Source organism: Streptomyces sp. ISL-98, from assembly GCF_018614055.1.
GTDB classification, from domain to species: Bacteria; Actinomycetota; Actinomycetes; order Streptomycetales; family Streptomycetaceae; genus Streptomyces; species Streptomyces spiramyceticus.
The window spans coordinates 42,488-66,478 of record NZ_JAGGPB010000060.1 but is presented as its reverse complement, the minus strand read 5'-3'; the positions used below and the strand labels follow the sequence as shown (position 1 = coordinate 66,478).

21 protein-coding genes are annotated in these 23,991 nt (G+C 69.9%); 13 read left to right on the top strand and 8 right to left on the bottom strand.

All coding sequences use genetic code 11. The annotated features are described in order from the left end of the window. Nucleotides 1–66: 66 nt before the first annotated feature. Nucleotides 67–1,152: a LacI family DNA-binding transcriptional regulator gene (locus tag J7I98_RS33330; RefSeq protein WP_214928803.1), complete on the bottom strand. Its 1,086-nt coding sequence runs from the start codon at nt 1,150–1,152 to the stop codon at nt 67–69. A gap of 95 nt (nt 1,153–1,247) precedes the next feature. On the opposite strand from J7I98_RS33330, the gene J7I98_RS33325 reads away from it, so the two are divergent. From J7I98_RS33325 to J7I98_RS33305, 5 genes are all read left to right on the top strand, one after another. After that, nucleotides 1,248–2,405, top strand: a complete 1,158-nt coding sequence (locus J7I98_RS33325; RefSeq protein ID WP_214928802.1) for a Gfo/Idh/MocA family protein — start codon at nt 1,248–1,250, stop codon at nt 2,403–2,405. After that, nucleotides 2,402–3,547 carry a dihydrodipicolinate synthase family protein gene (locus J7I98_RS33320; RefSeq protein WP_214928801.1) on the top strand — a complete coding sequence of 382 codons (1,146 nt, stop codon included), beginning with the start codon at nt 2,402–2,404 and terminating at the stop codon, nt 3,545–3,547. Before J7I98_RS33325 ends, J7I98_RS33320 begins: the two co-directional genes overlap by 4 nt. After that, complete coding sequence (locus tag J7I98_RS33315; protein ID WP_214928800.1) at nt 3,544–4,362, top strand: sugar phosphate isomerase/epimerase; 819 nt, start codon at nt 3,544–3,546, stop codon at nt 4,360–4,362. The genes J7I98_RS33320 and J7I98_RS33315 overlap by 4 nt, the downstream gene beginning before the upstream one ends. Nucleotides 4,363–4,589: 227 nt before the next feature. Next, a complete protein-coding gene (locus J7I98_RS33310) occupies nt 4,590–6,854 on the top strand; it encodes an ATP-dependent RecD-like DNA helicase (RefSeq protein WP_214928799.1) in 2,265 nt (754 codons plus the stop codon). Nucleotides 6,855–7,051: 197 nt separating this feature from the next. Beyond that, nucleotides 7,052–8,341 carry a citrate synthase gene (locus J7I98_RS33305; RefSeq protein ID WP_214928798.1) on the top strand — a complete coding sequence of 430 codons (1,290 nt, stop codon included), beginning with the start codon at nt 7,052–7,054 and terminating at the stop codon, nt 8,339–8,341. A gap of 412 nt (nt 8,342–8,753) precedes the next feature. Here the strand turns inward: J7I98_RS33305 and J7I98_RS33300 are convergent, their stop codons facing one another. The 5 genes from J7I98_RS33300 to J7I98_RS33280 all read right to left on the bottom strand — a co-directional run bounded on the left by J7I98_RS33300 (nt 8,754) and on the right by J7I98_RS33280 (nt 13,647). Continuing rightward, the gene (locus J7I98_RS33300) at nt 8,754–11,093 is read right to left on the bottom strand and encodes a cation-translocating P-type ATPase (RefSeq protein ID WP_214928797.1); all 2,340 of its coding nucleotides are present in this window, start codon (nt 11,091–11,093) and stop codon (nt 8,754–8,756) included. A gap of 136 nt (nt 11,094–11,229) precedes the next feature. Beyond that, the gene (locus J7I98_RS33295) at nt 11,230–11,550 is read right to left on the bottom strand and encodes a heavy-metal-associated domain-containing protein (protein ID WP_214928796.1); all 321 of its coding nucleotides are present in this window, start codon (nt 11,548–11,550) and stop codon (nt 11,230–11,232) included. 93 nt (nt 11,551–11,643) lie between these two features. After that, entirely contained in the window at nt 11,644–12,243 is a 600-nt protein-coding gene (locus J7I98_RS33290; protein WP_214928795.1) for a GNAT family N-acetyltransferase, read from the bottom strand. 93 nt (nt 12,244–12,336) lie between these two features. After that, nucleotides 12,337–12,537 carry an AlpA family transcriptional regulator gene (locus J7I98_RS33285; protein WP_214928794.1) on the bottom strand — a complete coding sequence of 67 codons (201 nt, stop codon included), beginning with the start codon at nt 12,535–12,537 and terminating at the stop codon, nt 12,337–12,339. A gap of 198 nt (nt 12,538–12,735) precedes the next feature. Next, the gene (locus J7I98_RS33280) at nt 12,736–13,647 is read right to left on the bottom strand and encodes a sugar phosphate isomerase/epimerase (protein ID WP_214928793.1); all 912 of its coding nucleotides are present in this window, start codon (nt 13,645–13,647) and stop codon (nt 12,736–12,738) included. A 126-nt stretch (nt 13,648–13,773) separates the two neighbouring features. Between J7I98_RS33280 and iolC the strand changes: the two genes are divergently transcribed. The 8 genes from iolC (at nt 13,774) to J7I98_RS33240 (ending at nt 22,055) form a co-directional block, all read left to right on the top strand. Continuing rightward, complete coding sequence (iolC, locus tag J7I98_RS33275) at nt 13,774–14,853, top strand: 5-dehydro-2-deoxygluconokinase (RefSeq protein WP_214928792.1); 1,080 nt, start codon at nt 13,774–13,776, stop codon at nt 14,851–14,853. Beyond that, nucleotides 14,850–15,734, top strand: a complete 885-nt coding sequence (locus J7I98_RS33270; protein WP_214928791.1) for a deoxyribose-phosphate aldolase — start codon at nt 14,850–14,852, stop codon at nt 15,732–15,734. Before iolC ends, J7I98_RS33270 begins: the two co-directional genes overlap by 4 nt. A 32-nt stretch (nt 15,735–15,766) precedes the next feature. Further along, nucleotides 15,767–16,708, top strand: a complete 942-nt coding sequence (gene iolB, locus J7I98_RS33265) for a 5-deoxy-glucuronate isomerase (RefSeq protein WP_214928790.1) — start codon at nt 15,767–15,769, stop codon at nt 16,706–16,708. Further along, nucleotides 16,705–18,582, top strand: a complete 1,878-nt coding sequence (gene iolD, locus J7I98_RS33260) for a 3D-(3,5/4)-trihydroxycyclohexane-1,2-dione acylhydrolase (decyclizing) (protein WP_214928789.1) — start codon at nt 16,705–16,707, stop codon at nt 18,580–18,582. Before iolB ends, iolD begins: the two co-directional genes overlap by 4 nt. A 30-nt stretch (nt 18,583–18,612) precedes the next feature. Then, the gene (locus tag J7I98_RS33255; RefSeq protein ID WP_214928788.1) at nt 18,613–20,112 is read left to right on the top strand and encodes a CoA-acylating methylmalonate-semialdehyde dehydrogenase; all 1,500 of its coding nucleotides are present in this window, start codon (nt 18,613–18,615) and stop codon (nt 20,110–20,112) included. Between the two features lie 151 nt (nt 20,113–20,263). Continuing rightward, nucleotides 20,264–20,752 (top strand): GNAT family N-acetyltransferase, encoded by a 489-nt coding sequence (locus tag J7I98_RS33250; RefSeq protein WP_214928787.1) that lies wholly within the window; start codon nt 20,264–20,266, stop codon nt 20,750–20,752. Beyond that, the gene (locus tag J7I98_RS33245; RefSeq protein ID WP_214928786.1) at nt 20,752–21,369 is read left to right on the top strand and encodes a DUF4291 domain-containing protein; all 618 of its coding nucleotides are present in this window, start codon (nt 20,752–20,754) and stop codon (nt 21,367–21,369) included. Before J7I98_RS33250 ends, J7I98_RS33245 begins: the two co-directional genes overlap by 1 nt. Before the next feature lie 161 nt (nt 21,370–21,530). Then, the gene (locus J7I98_RS33240; RefSeq protein ID WP_214928785.1) at nt 21,531–22,055 is read left to right on the top strand and encodes a CHRD domain-containing protein; all 525 of its coding nucleotides are present in this window, start codon (nt 21,531–21,533) and stop codon (nt 22,053–22,055) included. A 78-nt stretch (nt 22,056–22,133) separates the two neighbouring features. On the opposite strand, the gene J7I98_RS33235 is transcribed toward J7I98_RS33240, so the two are convergent. Continuing rightward, nucleotides 22,134–23,312 (bottom strand): S8 family peptidase, encoded by a 1,179-nt coding sequence (locus J7I98_RS33235; RefSeq protein WP_214928784.1) that lies wholly within the window; start codon nt 23,310–23,312, stop codon nt 22,134–22,136. A gap of 160 nt (nt 23,313–23,472) precedes the next feature. Beyond that, complete coding sequence (locus J7I98_RS33230) at nt 23,473–23,883, bottom strand: GNAT family N-acetyltransferase (protein ID WP_214928806.1); 411 nt, start codon at nt 23,881–23,883, stop codon at nt 23,473–23,475. Nucleotides 23,884–23,991 lie beyond the last annotated feature (108 nt).

Genomic DNA, 23,991 nt, shown 5'->3' with positions numbered 1-23,991 from the left:
GGCGCAAGCCAAACCCCGCACCACGACCACCGGCGCCGTCCAAAGACCGCCCGGCCACGCCACGGCTCAGCCCCGCGCCACCCCCGTAGACCCCCGCACCATCAGCTCCGCCGGTACCGACGCGATGCCTCCCGGCGGCGCCGCCTCCCGGCCCATTGCCAGTCGGCCCGCCCGCGCCCCCGCCTCGTACAGCGGCAGCCGTACCGTCGTGAGGGCCGGCACCGTGTCCGTTGCGAAAGGGAGGTCGTCGAAGCCCGCGACAGAGACGTCGTCCGGGATGCGCAGACCCCGGTCCCGCAACGCCGCGCACGCCCCCAGCGCCACCGTGTCGTTCGCCGCGACCACCGCCGTGAGCCCCGGCTCGCGGCGCAGGAGTTCCAGCGTGGCGTCGTACCCGCTGCGGCGGTCGTAGGGCCCGTGGACCGTCAGGCCGTCGTCCTCGGGCAACCCCGCTGCAGCCATCGCCTCGCGGTGCCCCTCCAGCCGGTGCCGTGTCGTCGTACGCTCCTCAGGCCCGGCCACGTACCCGATCGTCCGGTGCCCCAGCGCCAGCAGATGCTCCGTGAGCCGCCGCCCCCCGCCCCGGTTGTCGAAGGCAAGCGCAGCCACCACCGGGCCAGGACCAGAGCCCCCCTCGCCCCGCTCCGGAAGCGGCGGCCTCCCGCACAGCACCACCCGCGCACCTCCGTCCGCCAGCTTCGCCAGCTTCGCGGCGACCAGAGCCGAGTGCTCCGGGTCCTCGATCGCGCCCCCGGTGAGAATCACCGCCGCGGCCCGCTGCCGCTGCAACAGCGTGAGGTAGGTGAGCTCGCGCTCCGGCGAGCCCCCCGTGTTGCACACGATGGCGAGCTTCTCGCCGCCCGCACGCCCCGCCCCCGCCCCCTCAAGGCCGCCTATCTGGGACTGCGCGGCCCCCGCCATGATCCCGAAGAAGGGGTCGGCGATGTCGTTGACGAGGATCCCGACCAGGTCGGACGTCGCAGCGGCAAGCGCACTCGCGGGCCCGTTCAGTACGTAGTCGAGCTCGTCGACCGCGCGCAGCACCCGCTCCCGGGTGGCCGCGGCGACCGGGTAGTTGCCGTTCAGCACACGGGAGACGGTGGCAGGCGACACCCGGGCGCGGGCCGCCACGTCCGCCAAGGTCACTGTCATCTGGTCGTCCTCCGGGTCTTGTACGAGCAGCTCTCCGCAGGCTAGCTTCATAATGTATAGAAAGCGCTTACTATGGCCGTACGGAGGGAACATTCGTGACACGCAAGACAGTGCGCATCGCCATGAACGGCGTCACGGGGCGGATGGGCTACCGCCAGCACCTCGTCCGCTCCGTCCTCGCGATCCGCGAGCAGGGTGGCCTGGACCTGGGCGATGGCACCGGTACGGTCCTGTGGCCGGAGCCGGTCCTGGTCGGCCGCCGCGAACGCGCCCTCAAGGACCTGGCGGCCCGTCACGGCCTCAGCGAATGGTCCACAGACCTCGACGCCGTCCTCGCCGACGACACGATCGACATCTACTTCGACGCCCAGGTCACCTCCGCCCGCGAGGAGGCCCTGAGAAAGGCCGTCGCGGCGGGCAAGCACGTCTACACGGAGAAACCGACGGCAACCGGCCTGGCCGCCGCCCTCGAACTGGCCCGCCTGGCCCGCGACGCCGGCATCAAACACGGCGTCGTACAGGACAAGATCTTCCTCCCGGGCCTGCTCAAGCTGAAACGCCTGATCGACGGCGGCTTCTTCGGCGAGATCCTCTCCGTCCGGGGCGAGTTCGGCTACTGGGTCTTCGAGGGCGACTGGCAGTCCGCCCAGCGCCCCTCCTGGAACTACCGCGCGGAGGACGGCGGTGGCATCGTCGTGGACATGTTCCCGCACTGGGAGTACGTACTGCATGAGCTGTTCGGCCGGGTCACGACCGTCCAGTCGCACGTGACGACCCACATCCCGCAGCGCTGGGACGAGCAGGGCAAGCCGTACGCCGCCACCGCCGACGACGCCGCGTACGGCATCTTCCAGCTGGAGGGCGGCGCGGTGGCGCAGATCAACTCCTCCTGGGCGGTACGGGTCAACCGCGACGAGCTCGTCGAGTTCCAGGTCGACGGAACGCACGGCTCCGCAGTGGCCGGCCTGCGCAACTGCCGTGTGCAGCACCGCAGTACGACCCCCAAGCCGGTCTGGAACCCCGACCTCCCGGTCACGCACTCCTTCCGCGACCAGTGGCAGGAAGTCCCCGACAACGACACCTTCGACAACGGCTTCAAGGCCCAGTGGGAGCTCTTCCTGCGCCACGTCGCACTGGACGAGCCGTACACCTGGGACCTCCTCGCGGGCGCACGCGGCGTACAGCTGGCCGAGCTCGGCCTCAAGTCCGCCGCAGAGGGCCGCCGTTACGACGTACCGGAGCTGTCACTGTGACGATCAGGCTCCCGTACGGCACGTACGAACCGCGCACAACGCCCCTCTCCCTCCCGCCCCACGGCGCCCCCCTCGCCTCCCGCACGGTCTACTCGGCCGCACACGTCGTCGCCGACCCGCACGCCGACGTGTCGCCCGACGGTCCCGCCGCCGTCGACTGGGACGCCACGCTCGCCTTTCGACGGCACCTGTGGTCGCACGGCCTCGGGGTGGCCGAGGCCATGGACACCGCACAGCGCGGGATGGGCCTGGACTGGCCGGGCGCGGCGGAGCTGATGCGGCGTTCGGCGGCGGAGGCGGCGTCGGTCGGCGGGGCGATCGCATGCGGCGCAGGAACGGACCAGCTCACCCAGGGCCCGCACACCCTCGCGGAAGTGACAGCGGCCTACGAGGAACAGCTGGCGCTCGTGGAGTCCACCGGCGCCCGCGCCGTCCTCATGGCATCACGGGCGCTGGCGGCGGCCGCCAAGGGCCCCGAGGACTACCTGGCGACGTACGGCCACCTCCTGCGCCAGGCGAGCGAGCCGGTCGTACTGCACTGGCTGGGCCCGATGTTCGACCCGGCGCTGGAGGGCTACTGGGGGAGCGCGGACCTGGACGCCGCCACCGAGACCTTCCTGGAGGTCATCACGTCCCACCCCGACAAGGTGGACGGCATCAAGATCTCGCTCCTGGACGCCCGGCGCGAGATCGACCTGCGCCGCCGCCTGCCGAAGGGCGTGCGCTGCTACACGGGTGACGACTTCAACTACCCGGAGCTGATCGCGGGCGACGACCACGGCTTCAGCCACGCGCTGCTGGGCATCTTCGACCCGCTCGCCCCGCTGGCGGCAGAGGCGGTCCGTGTCCTGGACACGGGCGACGCCTCGGCATTCCGCAAGCTCCTCGACCCGACGGTCGAGCTGTCGCGCCACCTTTTCCAGCCGCCGACGCGCTTCTACAAGACCGGCGTCGTTCTCCTGGCGTGGCTGGTCGGCCACCAGTCGCACTTCACGATGCTGGGAGGCCTCCAGTCGGCGCGGTCGCTGCCGCACCTGGCGCGGGCGTACGAACTGGCGGACGGCCTGGGCCTGTTCCCGGACCCGGCACTCGCCGAGGCCCGCATGAAATCCCTGCTCAGGACGTACGGAGTGGAACAGTGAAGGACCTTTCCAGGCTCAGCCTCAATCAGGAGACCATCAGGCAGTGGTCGCTGCCCGAGCTGGCCGAGGGATGTGTAAAGGCGGGCGTACCGGGCGTGGGTCTGTGGCGTGCGCCCGTCCAGGAGTACGGCGTGGAGCGCGCCGCACGCCTTGTACGGGACGCGGGCCTGAGGGTGACCAGCCTGTGCCGGGGCGGCTTCCTCACGGGCGACGACCGGGCCCCGGCGCTGGCCGACAACCGCCGGGCCGTCGACGAGGCGGCCACCCTCGGCACCGACACCCTGGTCCTGGTCTCCGGCGGCCTGCCGCCGGGCAGCCGCGACCTGCACGGCGCCCGCGAACGCATCGCACAGGGGCTGGCCGAACTCGCGCCGTACGCCGCCGATCACGGCGTACGGCTGGCCATCGAGCCGCTGCATCCGATGTTCGCCTCGGACCGCTGTGTGGTCTCGACGCTGGGCCAGGCGCTCGACCTGGCGGAACGCTTTCCGGCGGACCGGGTGGGGGTGGTCGTGGACACCTACCACCTGTGGTGGGACGACCGTGTCGGCGGCGACATCGCGCGGGCGGGCGCCGGGGGCCGTATCGCGGCGTTCCAACTGGCGGACTGGATCACGCCGTTGCCGGCAGGCGTGCTGCTGGGCCGGGGGCAGCTGGGCGACGGGGCGGTCGACTTCGGCTGGTTCCGCGAACAGGTGGACGCGGCGGGCTACGAAGGTCCGATCGAGGTCGAGATCTTCAACGAGGGCCTGTGGGCGAGGGACGGCGCGGACGTCCTGGCGGAGGTCGCCGACCGCTATCTGACGCTTATCTGAAATTACTTGCATCCGGCGTGCAACCCTCTGGCCACGGTGCGTGTCGTACTTGGCATCAGGGCTTCCGGGGAGGGATCCGGGGGGATTTCGGGGAGGCCTGAGACGGAGGGGGATCTGAGGGGCCCGGTCGACGGACCGGGCCTCCTTGGTTTCCGGGACCGGACGGCCGGAACGGAGTTGTCCACAGGCAGCCCGCCGTGTCGGACCCCGGCGGTAGCGTTCAGAACATGTCGAGTCCAACAGCGGTCCCAGCACAGGTCTCCGCCTCCTCCGCCGCCTCCGCGGTGGTCGAGGGAGTCCTGGAGCGGATCACGTACGCCAACGAGGAGACCGGGTACACGGTCGCCCGGGTCGACACGGGCCGCGGCGGAGGCGATCTCCTCACGGTCGTCGGTTCGCTGCTCGGCGCGCAGCCAGGCGAGTCGCTGCGCATGGCGGGCCGCTGGGCCTCGCACCCCCAGTACGGCAAGCAGTTCACCGTGGAGAACTACACCACCGTGCTGCCCGCCACGATCCAGGGCATCCGCCGCTACCTCGGCTCCGGCCTGATCAAGGGCATCGGCCCGAAGATCGCGGACCGTATCGTCGAGCACTTCGGCACCGACACGCTCGACGTGATCGAGCAGGAGCCGAAGCGCCTGGTCGAAGTACCGGGACTCGGCCCCAAGCGTACGAAGCTGATCGGTGCGGCCTGGGAGGAACAGAAGGCCATCAAGGAGGTCATGATCTTCCTCCAGGGCGTGGGGGTCTCGACCTCCATCGCGGTGCGCATCTACAAGAAGTACGGCGACGCGTCGATCTCGATAGTCAAGAACGAGCCCTACCGCCTGGCCGCCGACGTCTGGGGCATCGGCTTCCTCACCGCCGACCGGATCGCCCAGGCCGTCGGCATCCCGCACGACAGCCCGGAGCGGGTGAAGGCCGGGCTGCAGTACGCGCTGTCGCAGTCCACCGACCAGGGCCACTGCTACCTCCCCGAGGAGCAGCTGATCAGCGACGCGGTGAAGCTGCTCCAGGTCGACACGGGCCTGGTCATCGACTGCCTGGCCGAACTGGCCGCCGAGGAAGGCGTCGTACGGGAAAAGGTCCCGGCCGCGGACGGCGGCGGGGACCCGGTCACCGCCGTCTACCTGGTCCCGTTCCACCGTGCCGAAATCTCCCTGGCCGCACAGGTGCTGCGCCTGCTCCGCACCGAGGAGGACCGGATGCCGGCCTTCCGGAACGTGGCCTGGGACAAGGCGCTGGCCTGGCTCGCGGACCGTACGGGGGCAGAGCTGGCGCCCGAGCAGCAGGCGGCGGTCAAGCTGGCGCTCACCGAGAAGGTCGCCGTGCTCACCGGGGGACCGGGCTGCGGCAAGTCGTTCACGGTCCGCTCGGTGGTCGAGCTGGCCCGCGCCAAGCAGGCCAAGGTGGTGCTCGCCGCGCCCACCGGAAGGGCCGCCAAGCGCCTCGCGGAGCTGACCGGGGCCGAGGCGTCCACCGTGCACCGCCTGCTGGAGCTCAGGCCCGGCGGCGACGCGGCGTACGACAGGGACAGGCCGCTCGACGCGGATCTGGTCGTCGTCGACGAGGCGTCGATGCTGGACCTGCTCCTCGCCAACAAGCTGGCGAAGGCGGTCGCGCCGGGCGCGCATCTGCTGCTGGTCGGGGACGTGGACCAGCTGCCTTCGGTCGGCGCGGGCGAGGTGCTGCGCGACCTGCTGGCGGACGGCGGCCCGGTCCCATCGGTCCGCCTCACGAGGATCTTCCGCCAGGCCCAGCAGTCGGGCGTCGTCACCAACGCGCACCGCATCAACTCCGGCGTGCATCCGATCACTCAGGGCCTGCCGGACTTCTTCCTCTTCGTCGAGGACGAGACGGAGGACGCCGGGCGGGTCACGGTGGACGTGGCGGCCCGCCGCATCCCCGCGAAGTTCGGCCTCGATCCGCGCCGCGACATCCAGGTGCTGGCCCCCATGCACCGCGGCCCGGCGGGCGCGGGCACGCTCAATGGGCTGCTCCAGCAGGCGATCACCCCCGCCCGGCCCGACCTCCCGGAGAAAAGGTTCGGCGGCAGGCTCTTCCGCGTCGGAGACAAGGTGACGCAGATTCGCAACAATTACGAGAAGGGACAGAACGGGGTCTTCAACGGCACCGTGGGCGTGGTCACCTCGCTCAACCTGGACGACCAGCGCCTGACGGTGCTGACCGACGAGGACGAGGAGGTTCCGTACGACTTCGACGAGCTCGACGAGCTGGCGCACGCGTACGCCGTGACGATCCACCGCTCGCAGGGCAGCGAGTATCCGGCGGTGGTGATTCCGGTGACAACCGGGGCCTGGATGATGCTCCAGCGGAATCTGCTCTACACGGCGGTCACCCGGGCCAAGAAGCTCGTCGTCCTGGTCGGCTCCCGCAAGGCGATCGGCCAGGCGGTCCGCACGGTTTCGGCGGGCAGACGGTGTACTGCGCTCGATCACCGGCTGGCAGGCGGATTACAAAGCGGCTCATAAGGGGACCATCGGGGGCAAAGATCATCCTGGACTTCCGGTAACTGGGGCGAAGGGGGCAGGATGAGCAGGTTGGCGGCACTGAGTGCCGTGAATGGGCCTAATGGCCGACCCCGAGTGCACTCTGCTGAGCCAAATGGGGGATGGTAGAGACAGTCAGGGCACCTCGAAGAAGAGGCACTACGTCGGTGAGGGATGACGTGAGCGACAACTCTGTAGTACTGCGGTACGGCGATGGCGAGTACACCTATCCGGTGATCGACAGCACCGTCGGCGACAAGGGCTTCGATATCGGGAAGCTCCGGTCTCAGACCGGGCTGGTGACTCTCGACAGCGGATATGGCAATACAGCCGCCTATAAATCCGCTATCACCTACCTCGACGGTGAGCAGGGCATCCTGCGCTACCGCGGTTACCCCATCGAGCAGCTGGCCGAGCACTCCACCTTCGCCGAGGTGGCCTACCTGCTGATCAATGGTGAGCTCCCCAAGGTCGACGAGCTGTCGTCCTTCAAGAATGAGATCACCCAGCACACGCTGCTGCACGAGGACGTCAAGCGGTTCTTCGACGGCTTCCCGCGTGACGCGCACCCGATGGCCATGCTGTCGTCGGTGGTCAGCGCGCTGTCCACGTTCTACCAGGACAGCCACAACCCGTTCGACGAGAAGCAGCGTCACCTTTCGACGATCCGCCTGCTCGCCAAGCTTCCGACGATCGCGGCGTACGCCTACAAGAAGTCGATCGGCCACCCCTTCGTCTACCCGCGCAACGACCTCGGGTACGTCGAGAACTTCCTGCGCATGACCTTCTCGGTCCCCGCGCAGGAGTACGACCTGGACCCGGTCGTCGTTTCCGCGCTCGACAAGCTGCTGATCCTGCACGCGGACCACGAGCAGAACTGTTCGACGTCCACCGTGCGCCTGGTCGGCTCCTCGCAGGCGAACATGTTCGCCTCGATCTCCGCCGGCATCAGCGCACTGTGGGGCCCGCTGCACGGCGGTGCCAACCAGTCGGTGCTGGAGATGCTGGAAGGCATCCAGGCCGACGGCGGCGACGTCACCAACTTCATCCGCAAGGTGAAGAACAAGGAAGACGGCGTGAAGCTCATGGGCTTCGGGCACCGCGTCTACAAGAACTTCGACCCCCGGGCGAAGATCATCAAGGCTGCGGCGCACGACGTTCTCTCCGCCCTGGGCAAGGACGACAAGCTGCTCGACATCGCGCTCAAGCTCGAAGAGCACGCGCTGGCCGACGACTACTTCGTGGAGCGCAAGCTCTACCCGAACGTCGACTTCTACACCGGCCTGATCTACCGGGCCATGGGCTTCCCGACCGAGATGTTCACGGTGCTCTTCGCGCTGGGCCGTCTCCCGGGCTGGATCGCCCAGTGGCACGAGATGATCAAGGAGCCGGGTTCCCGCATCGGCCGCCCGCGTCAGATCTACACCGGTGAGGTCCTGCGCGACTTTGTCCCGGTCGAGGGTCGCTGACCCACTGCTGGGGGGTCCGGGGGTCATCCTCCGGGCCGACACAGCCACCGGCAAGGTCCTGCGCGGCTTCGTTCCGGTCGAGGGTCGCCGACCCTCACCCACAGCTTCCGCAGCTGAAAAGAAAGCGCCCCGCCGCCGATCCCCCCACGGGTCGACGATACGGGGCGCTTCCCGTTTCCCGGAGCGGATTCCCCCCACGGGATCCGGCCGGGCGTCTGCTGGCTGCACAGAAGCTCCACGCGGTCTGCCGGGACGCGTACGTACGGGAGGGCCGCTCAAAGCTCCCCGGTGCACGTGTCCCGGCCAACGCTTGCCCGGAAATGTCCCCCAAGACATTCCCTGAACGTCCCCCAAGACGTTCTGGCATCGCCCACTTAGACTCGCGAGCCGGCCAAATGGTTACCCTCAAATCTCAGTGACCTGAGTCACTTTGTGTGCGTCCTGTGAAGGTACGCAGCCGGAGGCTGTTTGTCACTACGAAGACGGAGGAAAACGCCATCGCACATCCGGCGATCATGGGGTTGAGCAGCCCGGCGGCGGCCAACGGAAGGGCCGCGACGTTGTAGCCGAAGGCCCAGAAGAGGTTGCCCCTGATGGTCGCCAGGGTTCTGCGCGACAGCCGGATCGCATCCGCCGCCACCCTCAGATCTCCACGTACGAGCGTGAGATCGCCGGCCTCGATCGCGGCGTCCGTGCCCGTGCCCATCGCGAGCCCGAGATCGGCGGTGGCCAGCGCCGCCGCGTCGTTCACGCCGTCGCCGACCATCGCGACGCTGCGGCCCTCGGCCTGGAGCCGCTTCACCACGTCGACCTTGTCCTGGGGGAGAACCTCGGCGTACACATCCGCGGCGTCGATCCCGACCGTCCGCGCGACCGACTCGGCAACGGCCCTGTTGTCGCCGGTCAGCAGCACCGGCCTCAGGCCGAGCCCGCGCAGCTGCGCCACCGCCTCCGCGCTGGTCTCCTTCACCGCGTCGGCGACCGCCAGGACGCCGCGTGCGGCGCCGCCCCAAGCCACGGCAACCGCCGTACGGCCCTCCGCCTCGGCCGCCGCCGTGGCGTCGGCCAGCTCGCGCGGCAGCTCGATGCCCGCCTCGGTGAGCAGCGTCTCGCGCCCGACGAGCACGACGTGCCCGTCGATCAGGCCGCGCACCCCGAGCCCCGCGACGTTCTCGAACTTCTCCGGTACGGGGAAGGGCTGGGCGGCCGGTCCGACCCGCTCGGCGGCTCCCGCCGCCACGGCTTGCGCGACCGGGTGTTCGGAGGCGTGCTCCAGTGCGCCCGCCAGGCGCAGCAGCTCGGTCTCGTCGGTGCCGGGGGCGGTGAAGACGCCCTGGAGTTCCATGCGCCCCGTGGTGACCGTGCCCGTCTTGTCCAGTACGACGGTGTCCACGCGCCGGGTGGACTCCAGCACCTCAGGACCCTTGATCAGAATGCCGAGCTGGGCGCCGCGACCCGTACCGACCATGAGCGCGGTAGGTGTGGCAAGCCCCAGCGCGCACGGGCACGCGATGATCAGGACGGCGACGGCCGCCGTGAAGGACGCGGCCGGGTCGTCCGTGGCCAGCAGCCAGGCGACGAGCGTGCCCAGCGCGATCATCAGCACCACGGGCACGAAGACCGCCGAGATGCGGTCGGCGAGGCGCTGTACTTCCGCCTTGCCGTTCTGGGCGTCCTCGACGAGGCGGGCCGTCCGCGCGAGCTGGGTGTCGGCGCCGACCCTGGTCGCCTCGACGACGATGCGGCCCGCCGTGTTGACGGTGGCGCCGGTGACGGCGTCGCCGACGATCACGTCGACCGGCACGGATTCCCCGGTCAGCATGGACGCGTCCACCGCCGACGCGCCCTCGGTGACCGTGCCGTCGGTGGCGATCTTCTCCCCGGGCCGTACGACGAACCGGTCCCCGACGGTGAGGGCGGCGACCGGGATACGTACCTCCGTACCGCCCCTCAGTACGCTCACGTCCTTGGACCCCAGCTCCATCAGCGCCCGCAGCGCGGCGCCCGCCTTCCGCTTGGCCCTCGCCTCCAGGAAGCGGCCGAGCAGGATGAACGTGACGACCCCGGCGGCCACTTCGAGGTAGATCGTCGACGAGCCGTCCGTACGCCCCGCCGTGAGACTCGTGAGGGCCGAGAGGTCGAAGTCGTGCCGCATGCCCGGCATGCCCGCGTGCCCGAAGAACAGGGCCCACAGCGACCAGCCGAACGCGGCCAGCGTGCCGACCGAGACAAGGGTGTCCATGGTGGCCGCGCCGTGCCGCAGATTGGTCCAGGCGGCCCGGTGGAAGGGCAGCCCGCCCCAGACGACGGCAGGGGCGGCGAGGGTCAGCGAGAGCCACTGCCAGTTGTCGAACTGGAGGGAGGGGATCATCGCGAGCGCGACGACGGGCACGGAGAGCGCGAGCGAGACCAGGAAGCGCCGGCGCAGTGAGGCGAGTTCCGGGTCCTGCGGCGCGGCCGCCTCCGGCTCCTGCGGGGCGGCAGTGGCGGCGGGCGGCGGGGGCTGCTCAGCGGTGTAACCCGTCTTCTCGACGGTCGCGATGAGATCGGCGATGCCGACCCCGTCGACGTAACTGATCTTCGCCTTCTCCGTCGCGTAGTTGACGGTGGCGAAGACGCCGTCCATCCGGTTGAGCTTCTTCTCGATGCGGGCGGCGCAGGAGGCGCAGGTCATTCCGCCGATGGTCAGCTCGACCTGAGAGGTGTCCACCGTCGGTGCCGACGGCGGCGCCTCGTGCGCTGTGCTGGTCATTTTCTCGCTCCAGAAGGCAGGCCGGGCCGTACGGAGACCAGTATGGGCTGGTCAGGTACGGCCCGGCCGAAGAGGTGCGAAGAGTACGAGAGTACGAAGGGTGGTGAGGGCGGTGAGGTGTACTGCCGGGCGCCGCTCAGGCGGCGCGGCCGACCAGCTCGTACCCGGCCTCGTCGACGGCGGCGCGTACCGCTTCGTCGTCCAGCGGGCCCTCGGAGATCACGGTCACTTGGCCGGTGGAGGCCACGGCCTTCACCGAGGTGACGCCGGCGATCTCGGAGACCTCGCCGGAGACGGCGCCTTCGCAGTGACCGCAGGTCATCCCGCTCACCTGGTAGACGGTGGTGACGGTGCCCGCCCCGGCCTCCGCCGCCGAGCTGTCGTGGCAGGAGCCGGACGGCGAGCAGCAGGAGCCGGTCGCGGTGGCCTCGGTCTTCGTCTCGGTCTCGGCGGTCATGTCGTTCTCCCTCTCGAAGGCGTACGCAGTCGTGGTGCCCCGGAAAGCCACGGGGATGCCGTGACTTTCTGATGCTGAAACAACACTATACCCCTAGGGGGTATGAATGCGAGCGTCGCCGGTCCCGGGGTGGCCGCGATGGACCGCCCACTCCCTGGCCAGGATCGACATGTACATCGCGTCGATCCACTCGCCCTCGTGAAGCAGCGCCTCGCGCTCGATGCCTTCGGAAACGAAGCCGACCTTCTTGTACGCCCGGCGGGCCCGGGGGTTGAAGTCGTAGACGCCCAGTGCGATCCGGTTCAGGCCGAGCCGCTCGAATCCGTGCCGGACGATCAGGCGGCACGCCTCGGTGCCGAGGCCGCGGTCGCGGCCGTTCGGGCCGATCAGGGTGCGGAAGCTGCAACTGCGGTTGGGCGCGTCCCACTCGTACAGCACCACTTCACCGACGCACGCGCCGGTGGCCAGGTCGACCACGGCCAGGTCGAGCCGGTCGACCGCGTCGTTGCGGGTCGTGTACCAGGAGCGCAGCTGCTCGGGAGTCAGGTCCCCGGGCGGTGAGCCGGTGTACTTGCACACCTCGGGGACGGCTCCCATCACCGGAACGTCGTCCGCCGTGAAGGGGCGCAGCAGCACCTTGTCGCCGGTGAGGGTGGGCTTGACGGAGAAGTCTGCGGTCGGCTGTTCGGTCATCCGGGGATTCTCGGCACGCCGAATCCGCACGGACAACTCCATTACCGTCAGGGCCCCGCACCTGCCCGTCAGTCACAGGGCCCTGTGGCCCTCTCAGTCTCTCCGGGCGCCTCTGTTGCCTGGTCGGAGTGAAACCCAGGTACGGATGGTGTCCGCGAACCAGTACGGCTTGCCGCTCTCCACGTGATCGGGCGTGGGGAGCAGTCCGTGCTTGCGGTACGAACGGACCGTGTCCGGCTGGACCCGGATGTGTGCGGCAATCTCCTTGTAGGACCAGAGCCTTCGGTCAGTCATCGATGGCACCTCCCTGCGTGCGCCGCAGCGGCAGCCGGAGGGCTGTCGGGGGGGCTGAGGCGCGAACGCTGGCGATCAATCAGCCTGTGTCCGTTGAACGACACTGAGTAATGGCGGGGGAGGGGCTGTAGAGCATCTGTGACGGAAGCCCCGCACAACGGAGACATGCGTGACGGGACTTCTATGTTCTACGACGTTTCATGCGCCGCAGGAGCGGAGGAAGTCGCGGGTGCGCTGTGCGATCGGCAGCGGCTTGTCCGGCGGGCACGGATACATGTCCTGCTCGACGATCGCGAACAGGTCGACGTCCAGCCGCCGCGCCGCCGCCAGTACGGGCTCCAGCGCCGGCACCCCGCCGGGCGGCTCGCACATCACGCCCCGTCCGACGGCGGGCCCGAACGGCACCTCGTTCGCGACGACATCGGCGAGGATCTCCGGGTCCACCTGCTTGAGGTGCAGGTAGCCGATCCGTTCCCCGTACGTCTCGAGGAGCTTGACGCTGTCCCCGCCGCAGTACGCGTAATGGCCGGTGTCCAGGCAGAGCGAGACCAGGCCGGAGTCGGTCGCGTCCAGGAAGCGGGTGACGTTCTCCTCGCTGTCGATGTGCGTGTCCGCGTGCGGGTGTACGACGATCTTCAGCCCGTACCGCTCGCGCACCTCGCGGCCGAGGCGCTCGGTCTGGGCGGCGAGCGTCCGCCACTGCGCGGGCGTGAGGGTGCGGTCCTCCAGCACCTCGCCGGTCTTGTCGTCGCGCCAGAAGGACGGGATGACGACGAGATGCTCCGCACCCATGGCCCTGGTGAGCCCGGCGACGTCCGACACGTGCTTCCAGGTGGCGTCCCAGACCTCCGGGCCGCGGTGCAGTCCGGTGAAGACCGTGCCGGCGGAGACGGAGAGACCCCGGCGCCGGGTCTCGTCGGTGAGCCGGGCCGGGTCGGTCGGGAGGTAGCCGTACGGACCGAGCTCGATCCACGGATAACCGGCCTGCGCGACCTCGTCGAGGAAGCGTTCCCAGGGGACCTGCCGCGGGTCTTCGGGGAACCACACTCCCCAGGAGTCGGGGGCTGAACCGACCCGGATGCGGGTCGACGCGGGTACGGAAGAGGTCATGGGCGCCAGCTTTCCGGCCGCCGGAGAAAGGTGTCAAGAGTTCGTCCGAATGTAAGGACAAAATGTTGACAGGGCTCGGCGGGGCCGACTAGACCTGGGTGCAGTCGCCGAACCGAGAGGCCGCGCATGCAGTCCAATTCGTACGACTCGCAGGAATCGCACGACTCGTACGCTCCCTACGCCGCGTACGACCTGATCACGATGGGCCGCATCGGTGTGGACCTGTATCCGCTGCAGGCCGAGGTGTCCCTCGCGCAGGTCGACACGTTCGGCAAGTTCCTCGGCGGCTCGGCCACGAATGTGGCGGTCGCGGCGGCCAGGCTGGGGCGGCGCACGGCCGTGATCACCCGCACGGGGCTCGACCCCTTCGGCGACTATCTCCACCAGGAACTGGGGGAGTTCGGGGTCGACGACCGCTGGGTGACGGGGGTCGCGGGGCTGCCGACGCCGGTGACGTTCTGCGAGATCTTCCCGCCCGACGACTTTCCGCTGTACTTCTACCGGCAGCCGAAGGCGCCGGACCTGGAGATCCACGCGGACGAACTCGACCTCGACGCGATCCGTTCGGCCCGGATCTTCTGGATGACGGGCACGGGCCTGTGCGAAGAGCCGAGCCGCACGGCGACGCTGACGGCCCTGGAAGCGCGGAGCGCGTCGGCGGCGGAGCGGGCTCCGGAGGCCCGTATCACCGTGTTCGATCTCGACTGGCGGCCTATGTTCTGGGCGGACGCGACCTGGAACGCCGACCGGGCCGACCCCGACCGGGCCCGCCCCCACTACGCCGCCGCCCTGCGCCACGCCACCGTCGCCGTGGGCAATCTCGACGAGTGCCAAGTCGCCACCGGCGAGCGCGAACCGTACGCCGCCGCCCAGGCACTCCTCGCCGCCGGCGTCGAGCTCGCCGTCGTCAAGCAGGGCCCGAAGGGCGTACTCGCCATGCACCGCGACGGTGCGACGGCCGAAGTGCCGCCCGTACCCGTCAAGGTGCTCAACGGGCTCGGTGCGGGCGACGCGTTCGGCGGGGCCCTGTGCCACGGTCTGCTCGCGGGGTGGGAGCTGGAGCGCGTCATGCGGTACGCCAACGCCGCCGGGGCCATCGTCGCCTCCCGCCTCGCCTGCTCCTCCGCGATGCCGCACCCCGCTGAGGTCGAACAGGTACTCGCCGCCGGTGAAGTCCCCGTACCGGCCCCGGGAGCGGCGTCGTGACCGACGGCGTTCCCCTCTCCGAGCTGGTACGGGTACGGACCCGGCACCCCGAAGCGATCGCCGAGGCCGCCGCCCGCCGTCGGCGCCGCCCCCTCATCGGCGAAAGCGGGCGGCTCATGATCATCGCCGCCGACCACCCCGCCCGCGGCGCCCTCGCCGTCGGCGACCGCGAACTCGCCATGGCCAGCCGCCCCGACCTGCTGGAGCGGTTGTGCCTGGCGCTGTCCAGGCCCGGCGTCGACGGCGTACTCGCCACCGCCGACATCCTCGACGACCTGCTCCTCCTCGGCGCCCTCGACGACAAGGTCGTCGTCGGCTCCATGAACCGCGGCGGCCTGGCCGGCGCCGCCTTCGAACTCGACGACCGCTTCACCGGCCACCGCGCCCAGGACCTGGAGCGCCGGGGCTTCGACGCGGGCAAGCTGCTCCTGCGGATCGACTACGAGGACAGCGGTTCGCTGGACACCCTGCACGCCACCGCCCGCACCATCGACGACATGGCGGAACGCCGGCTCCCGGTCTTCGTCGAGCCGTTCATCTCCCGCCGCGTGGCGGGAAAGGTGCGCAACGACCTGAGCGCCGAGGCCGTCACCCGCTCCATCGCCATCACCTCCGGCCTCGCGGGCACATCGGCGTACACCTGGCTGAAGGTCCCCGTCACCGAGGACCCGGACGACATGGCAAAGGTCATGGAGACGTCGACCCTGCCCGCCGTCCTGCTGGGCGGCGAGGTGGGCGAAGACCAGGACGGTGCGTACGAGAAGTGGCGCAAGGCGCTCCGGCTGCCGACCGTCCAGGGTCTGGTCGTCGGGCGGTCGCTGCTCTATCCGGCCGACGGGGATGTGGCGGGGGCGGTCGACACCGCCGTAGGACTGCTGTAGCGGATGGGTGAGCGAGGGGTAGGGACAGTGTCATGACGGACAGCGACAGCTACAGCGGCAGCGACAACGGGATGTACGTACGGGCGGGGGCCGCCGCGCACGGCCCGTACTCCCTGGACATCGGGCCCAAGCGGGCCGGATGGGACTACTCCGCCCTGCGCGTGCTCGATCTGCCGCCCGGCGGCTCGCACACCCTCGCCGCCGGCGACAGCGAATGGATCGTGCTGCCCCTCAGCGGTGGCTGTACGGTGCACGTGGACGGCGAGAGCTTTGAACTGCTGGGCAGGGAAAGCGTGTTCAGCGCGGTCACCGACTTCGCGTACGTGCCCCGTGATGCCCACGCCCAGATCGCCTCCGGCGCGGGAGGCCGCTTCGCCCTGGCAGGAGCGAGGTGCGAGCGACGACTCCCCGCCCGCTACGGCCCCGCGCCGGAGGTACCCGTCGAACTGCGCGGCACCGGCAACTGCTCGCGCCAGGTCAACAACTTCGCGGCCGCTGCCCCCGCCGGAGGCGGAAAAGCAGGAGGAAGTTTCGAGTGCGACCGGCTCATCGCCGTCGAAGTCCTCACCCCCGGCGGCAACTGGTCCTCGTACCCGCCCCACAAACACGACGAGCACCACCCCGGCGCCGAGTCCGAGCTCGAAGAGATCTACTACTTCGAGACCGAGGGCGAAGGCGGCTTCGGCTACCACCGGGTCTCACCGTCCCGCCCCGGCGGTACGGACGTACTCGCCGAAGTCCGCACCGGCGACGCCGTGCTGATCCCCGACGGCTGGCACGGCCCGTCCATCGCCGCGCCCGGCCACACCCTCTACTACCTCAATGTCATGGCGGGCCCGGGAGCGGGGGACGGGCGGGAGTGGCTGATCCGCGACCATCCCGACCACGGCTGGATCCGTGACACGTGGCCGTCGCAGCCCGTGGACCCCCGACTGCCGTTGTACGGAACCGGACCGCAGGAGCAGCAGCGATGAGTACGCGCCGACTGACCACCGCCCAGGCCCTGGTCGCCTTCCTCGCCCGCCAGTACACCGAGCGCGCCGGCGCCCGCCACCGCCTGATCGCCGCCACCTGGGGCATTTTCGGCCACGGCAATGTCGCCGGCATCGGCCAGGCACTCCTCGAACCCGGCTCGGACGACATGCCGTACCACCAGGGCCGCAACGAACAGGCCATGGTCCACGCCGCCGTCGGCTACGCCCGCCAGAGCGACCGCCTCTCCGCCCACGCCGTCACCACCTCCATCGGCCCCGGCGCCACCAACCTCGTCACGGGCGCCGCCCTCGCCACGATCAACCACCTCCCGGTCCTGCTCCTCCCCGGCGACACCTTCGCGACCCGCCCCGCCGATCCGGTGCTCCAGCAGCTCGAAGTCCCGTACGCGGGCGACGTCTCCGTCAACGACTGCCTGCGCCCGGTGTCCAGGTACTTCGACCGGGTCACCCGCCCCCAGGCCCTGATCCCGGCGGCCCTGCAGGCGATGCGCGTCCTCGCCGACCCCGCCGCGACCGGCGCCGTAACGCTGGCGCTGCCGCAGGATGTGCAGGCCGAGGCGTACGACTGGCCGGAGGAGTTCTTCGCCGAACGCGTCTGGCAGGTACGGGCGCCCGAGCCGGACCGGCATGAACTCGGCGCGGCCGCAGAGGCGTTCCGGACCGCGCGGCGCCCCCTGCTGATCGCGGGCGGCGGCGTCCACCACAGCGGCGCCGAGCAGGCCCTGGCCGCCTTCGCCGAGGCGACCGGTACGCCCGTCGCGTCCACCCAGGCGGGCAAGGGGTCACTTCCGTACGACCACCCGGCGGACGTCGGCGGCATCGGCCACACGGGCACGGCGACGGCGGACGAGCTGGCCCGCAGCGCAGACCTGGTGATCGGCGTCGGAACCCGCTACTCCGACTTCACCACCGCATCCGCGACCCTCTTCGAGAACCCGGCCGTCCGCTTCGTCAACCTCAACATCACCGGCTTCGACGCCCACAAGCTCGCCGCCCTCCCCCTGGTCGCCGACGCCCGCGCCGGGCTCCAGGCCCTCACCGGCGCCCTGCGCGGCCACCGCGTCCCCGACGCCTACGCCGCCGAGTACGGCGAGGCCAAGGCGCGCTGGGAGGAGCGGGTCACCGCCGCGTACGCCGCGCCGGACGAGGACGCGCGGCCCACCCAGGTCCAGGTGCTGGGCGTACTGGACAGCCTCGTCACCCACGACGACATCCTCATCAACGCGGCGGGCTCGCTCCCCGGCGACCTGCACAAGCTGTGGCGGGCCCGCTCCCGCGACCAGTACCACGTCGAATACGGCTACTCCTGCATGGGATACGAGATCCCGGCGGCCATCGGCGTACAGCTCGCGGCCCCGCAACGCCCGGTCTGGGCCCTGGTCGGCGACGGTACGTACCTGATGAATCCCACCGAAATCGTTACCGCCGTCCAGGAGCGCCTCCCCATCAAGGTCGTCGTCCTCCAGAACCACGGCTACGCCTCCATCGGCGGTCTCTCCGAGTCCGTCGGCGCCGAGCGCTTCGGTACGGCGTACCGCTTCAGGGCGGCCGACGGCTCGTACAGCGGCGCCCCGCTGCCCGTGGACCTGGCGGCCAACGCCGCGTCTCTCGGGATGCACGTCATTCGCGCCAAGACGGTGCGTGACCTGCGAGAAGCTCTTGCGGAGGCGCGATGGTCGGACCTCCCCACATGTGTCTACGTCGAGACGGAAACGCCCGACACAGTGTCGGGCGCGCCCGGCGCCCAGGCGTGGTGGGATGTTCCCGTGGCCGAGACCGCGACCCGCCCGTCGACGGTCAAGGCCCGGGAGGAGTACGACCGTCAAGCCGCTGCGCGACGCCGCCATCTCTGACCGACCCGCTGCAATACAAGGAGTTCTGGGATGAAGACCGTCAACCACTTCATCGGCGGCAAGGCCGTCGAGGGCGCGTCGGGCAACTGGGGCCCGGTCACCGACCCGGCCACCGGCGCCGTGACCACCAAGGTCGCGCTCGCCTCCGTCGAGGAGGTGGACGCCGCCGTCGCGTCGGCGAAGGCCGCGTACGCGACGTGGGGCACGTCCTCGCTCGCGGCCCGCACCGCGGTCCTCTTCCGCTACCGGGCGCTGCTCGACGCGCACCGCGACGAGATCGCCGCGCTGATCACCGCCGAGCACGGCAAGGTGCACTCGGACGCGCTCGGCGAGGTCGCCCGCGGCCTGGAGATCGTCGAGCTGGCGTGCGGCATCACGACGCAGCTGAAGGGTGAGCTGTCCACGCAGGTCTCCAACCGGGTGGACGTGTCCTCGATCCGCCAGCCGCTGGGCGTGGTCGCGGGCATCACCCCGTTCAACTTCCCGGCCATGGTGCCGATGTGGATGTTCCCGCTGGCCATCGCGTGCGGCAACACCTTCGTACTCAAGCCGAGCGAGAAGGACCCGTCGGCCTCGGTGCGCCTCGCGGAGCTGGCCTCCGAGGCGGGCCTGCCGGACGGCGTACTGAACGTCCTGCACGGCGACAAGGTCGCGGTCGACGGCCTGCTCCATCACCCCGACGTCGCGGCGGTCTCCTTTGTCGGCTCGACCCCGATCGCCCGCTACATCCACACCACCGCCTCCGCCAACGGCAAGCGCGTCCAGGCGCTGGGCGGCGCCAAGAACCACATGCTGGTCCTGCCGGACGCGGACCTGGACGCGTCGGCCGACGCGGCGGTCTCGGCCGCCTACGGTTCGGCGGGCGAGCGCTGCATGGCGATCTCGGCCGTCGTGGCGGTGGGCGCGATCGCCGACCAGCTGGTCGACAAGATCCGCGAGCGCGCCGAGAAGATCAAGATCGGCCCCGGCAACGACCCGACGTCCGAAATGGGCCCGCTGATCACCGCGGCCCACCGCGACAAGGTCGCCTTGTACGTCAAGGGCGCGGCCGCCCAGGGCGCGAAGGTCGTCCTCGACGGCACGGGCCACACGGTCGAAGGCTTCGAGGACGGCCACTGGATCGGCCTCTCCCTCCTGGACGAGGTCTCCACGGACTCCGACGCCTACCGCGACGAAATCTTCGGCCCGGTCCTCTGTGTCCTGCGCGCGGACACGTACGAGGAGGGCCTCGCCGTCATCAACAACTCGCCCTTCGGCAACGGCACCGCGATCTTCACCCGCGACGGCGGCGCGGCCCGCCGCTTCCAGCTGGAGGTCGAGGCCGGCATGGTCGGCGTGAACGTCCCGATCCCCGTGCCGGTCGGCTACCACTCCTTCGGTGGCTGGAAGGACTCGCTCTTCGGCGACCACCACATCTACGGCACCGACGGCATCCACTTCTACACCCGCGGCAAGGTCACAACCACCCGCTGGCCGGACCCGGCAGACGCCCCCGCAGGCGTGGACCTGGGCTTCCCCCGCAACCACTGATCCACGGGGCGCGCTGGGGCCCGTACGGACACTTGTTCCGTACGGGCCCCAGCGCGGACGCACGCCCGGCAGGGGAGCCGGGCTCCGGGCGGCTGATGCGCGCGGGCAAAAATGCTGGCGGTCGCGGTATGCGTACCGGCATGCTGACCTCATGTTGATCAGGGAAGCCACCACCGAGGACTGGCCCGCGATGTGGCCGTTCTTCCACGAGATCGTCGCCGCCGGCGAGACCCTCACGTACCCGCTCCAGCTCGGTGAGGACGATGCCCGCGAGTGGTGGTACCTGGCCGCTCCCAACCGTACGGTCGTCGCCGTCGACGACGACGGCACCGTTCTCGGCACCGCCAAGATGAACCGCAACCACATGGGCAACGGCTCCCACATCGCGAGCGCCACCTACCTGGTCGACCCCAAGCATTCGGGGCAGGGCGTGGGGCGGGCGTTGTGTGAGCACAGCGTGGAATGGGCGCGTGGCGCCGGGTTCCGGGCGATGCAGTTCAATGCGGTCGTCGAGACGAATGTGTACGCCGTGAAGCTCTACCGGTCGATCGGCTTCGACGTGATCGGGACTCTTCCCGAAGGGTTCAACCACCCCAAGCAGGGATACGTCGGCCTGCACATCATGCATATGGCGCTTTGATGCAACACGAGATACGGGCGCTGCACACCGGGACTACGGTCACCGTCTATCAGGCTTACGCCCCGTCGATCGGCCTCCCGGCCGCCCGCGACGGGCGTTTCCCCGCTGCCTGGAAGCGGGACCGGATGACGTGGATCAAGCCGTCGTTCCTGTGGATGATGTACCGCTGTGGGTGGGGGACGAAGCAGGACCAGGAGACGGTCCTGGCCGTTGAGATCAGCCGCGAGGGTTTCGAGTGGGCGCTGCGCAATTCCTGTCTGTCGCACTATGTGCGTGGGCTGCACGCCGACCAGGCGTCCTGGAAGCGGCAGTTGAGGCAGTCCCCGGCGCGGGTGCAGTGGGATCCCGAGCGTGACCTGCGGCTGAATCCGTTGCCGTACCGCTCGCTTCAGTTGGGTCTGGCGGGCGATGCGGCGGGGCGGTACGCCGATGAGTGGACGGTGTCCATCAGCGACGTCACGCCTCTCGCGCGCGAGATACACGCCCTCGTGCGTGGCGGCGACCTGGACGCCGCCGCGCGGCTGCTGCCGGACGAGCGGCCCTATCTCGCGGGCAAGGAGCTCCTCGGACATCTGGGCGTCGACGGTGAGGGGGACATTGAGGGGGACGGCGCCTGACCGGGCTTTTCGGTGTCTGTGCGCGTTGCCGCCCATCCAGCCGCGCAAATGTTGAGGGAACCCCGTGGGTGGCTTTGTGTTGGGAACCAGCGATCCCACTTCAGTGCGGGCCACCGGGCTTCGCCCTGCTCCGATCGCCCAAACACAGAGATGAGACGTCCATGCGTGTTCTGACCACCCTCATGGTCTCGGCCGTTTCGTGTACGGCCACCCTCGCCGCCCTGGCCGTTCCGGCCGCCGCGGCCAGTACCGACCCCGACAACGGCGGCCGCCACGCCGTCGTCAAAGGACGAGCCGACCTCACCGGCCGGCAGGAAGTGCCCGGACCGGGCGACCGTAACGGCAGCGGCGAGTTCTGGTTCCTGATCAAGCACGGCACCCTTTGCTACTCGCTCAACGTACGCAAGATCGCAAAGGCGAACGCCGCCCATATCCACGCCGGCAAGCGCGGTAAGGCCGGGCCTGTGGTCGTCACCCTCAAGACCCCCCTCTCCAAGTACCCCAAGGGCGGAAGCTCGAAGGACTGCATCAAGGCGAAGAAGCATCAGACACCCAAGAACGCCGACAAGGTCCTGACGTTCCGCGAACTGGCGCTGATCGCCCTCGTGCCCAAGAATTTCTACGTCAACGTCCACAACCGCCCCTTCCCCGACGGAGCCATCCGCGGACAGCTCCGCCACCAGTAGGAGCGCGGGCTACGCACCCGACCGGCCGCCACTGGGTTCAGTGGCGGCCGGTCGCTCGTCACGGTGCGGGAGATCCGGTCAGAAGAGGGAGTGCAGCAGCCGGTTCGGGGAGCCGGTGAGCGGGTCCTGGACCTTGCCCGGGGTCGCGTTGTTCACCAGCGCGTCGCGGACCTGCGCCGGGGTTGCGGTGGGGTGTTCCGAGACGTAGAGGGCGGCAACGCCTGCTGTGTGCGGGGCGGCCATCGACGTACCGGAAATGGTGTTCGTGGCCGTGTCGTTGTCCTTCCAGGCCGACGTGACCTTCACGCCCGGGGCGAACAGGTCCAGGCACGTCCCGTAGTTGGAGAAGGATGCCCGGCGGTCGGCGCTGTCGGTCGCGCCCACCGTGATGGCCTCGGGGACGCGCGCCGGGGAGGAGTTGCACGCGTTCGCGGGCCAGCCGAGGATGTTGCCGTTGCCCGCCGCGACCGCATAGCTGACGCCGGAGGCCACGGACCGCTTCACCGCGTTGTCCAGGGCCGTGCTGGCGCCGCCGCCCAGGCTCATGTTCGCCACGGCCGGCTTCCTGGCGTTGGCGGTCACCCAGTCGACGCCGGCGATGACGCCCGCCGTCGTACCCGAGCCCTGGCAGTTCAGCACGCGTACGCCGACCAGGTTGACCGCCTTGGCCACGCCGTACTTCTTGCTGCCCACCGTGCCCGCCACATGTGTGCCGTGGCCCTGGCAGTCCTGGCCGTTGCGGCCGTCGCCCACCGTGTCGGTGCCGATCTTGGCGCGGCCGCCGAACTCGCTGTGCGAGGTGCGGATTCCGGTGTCGATGATGTACGCCGAGACGTTCGACGCGGTGGTGTTGTGCGTGTACGTCGTCGAGAGCGGGAGGTTCCGCTGGTCGATGCGGTCGATGCCCCAGGTGGCGTTGGTCTGCGTCTCGGTGAGCCGGACCCGGGCGTCCTGTTCGACGTACGCCACCTTCGGGTCCGACGCCAGCTCGGCAGCCTGAGCCTTGGACATGGTGGTGGAGAAGCCCGTGAGGACGCTGCGGTAGACGTGATGCGGGGTTACGCCCAGGTCGGCCGCGCTGGTCGTGCCGTCCTTCAGGACGACAATCCAGCTGTTTTCGACGGCGGTTGATGCAGGCGCCAGGCGCAGGTCGATGAGCGGTGCGCTCTGTGCGGCGGGCGGGCCCGCCAGCTGGAAACCGGTGGTGAGGGCTATGACGGGTATCAGGGTCCCTGCGCGGCGGAAGGTGAGTCTCATTCTTGTGCACCTGACCTTTCGTTGACCGGATCCCGGGCAACTTACGGTCTGGACGGTGCCGATACGTGGTGCGGATGTGCAGGTCAGGGGCCCGTGTGGTGGACGGGTGCACATGAAGGCATTACCGGAGGTAAGTGGAGGCCCGTGGAGGCCGGCGGAGTCAGGTCAGTGGCCAGGTCAGCATGGCGAAATCGCCGTCGTCCTGCGCCTGCGCCGAGCGGTACGCCGCGAGCGCCGCATCGTTGTCGCGCTCGACCCCGACCCACATGTCGTAACAGCCGCGCTCGCGCGCGACCGCCGCCAGCGCCCGGGTCAGGGCACGGCCGATGCCGCGCCGCCGGTACGGCTCGTCGACCGACAGCTCGTACAGGCACATCTCGGTGCCCTTGTCCGGATGGGTCATCTCGATGCCCGAGACCATTCCGGCCGGCACCCCCGCGATGTACGCGATGAGCATCAGATGGCCGGGCGCCGCCAGGAAGCGCTCGGCCCATTCGGGGCGGGCCGGGCCGTCGTAGAGGTGCTCGGCGGCGGTCAGCTCGGCCACGGTCGTCGCGCGTCGGATGTCCATCCGGATGTCCATGGGTACTGCCCCTCACTACTCCCACTGCGGTACGGGGCGAAGGCCTCGTACTCCTTGCGTACTCCAGAGAGTTCCATCTGGGGGCAGCTTCGGCTG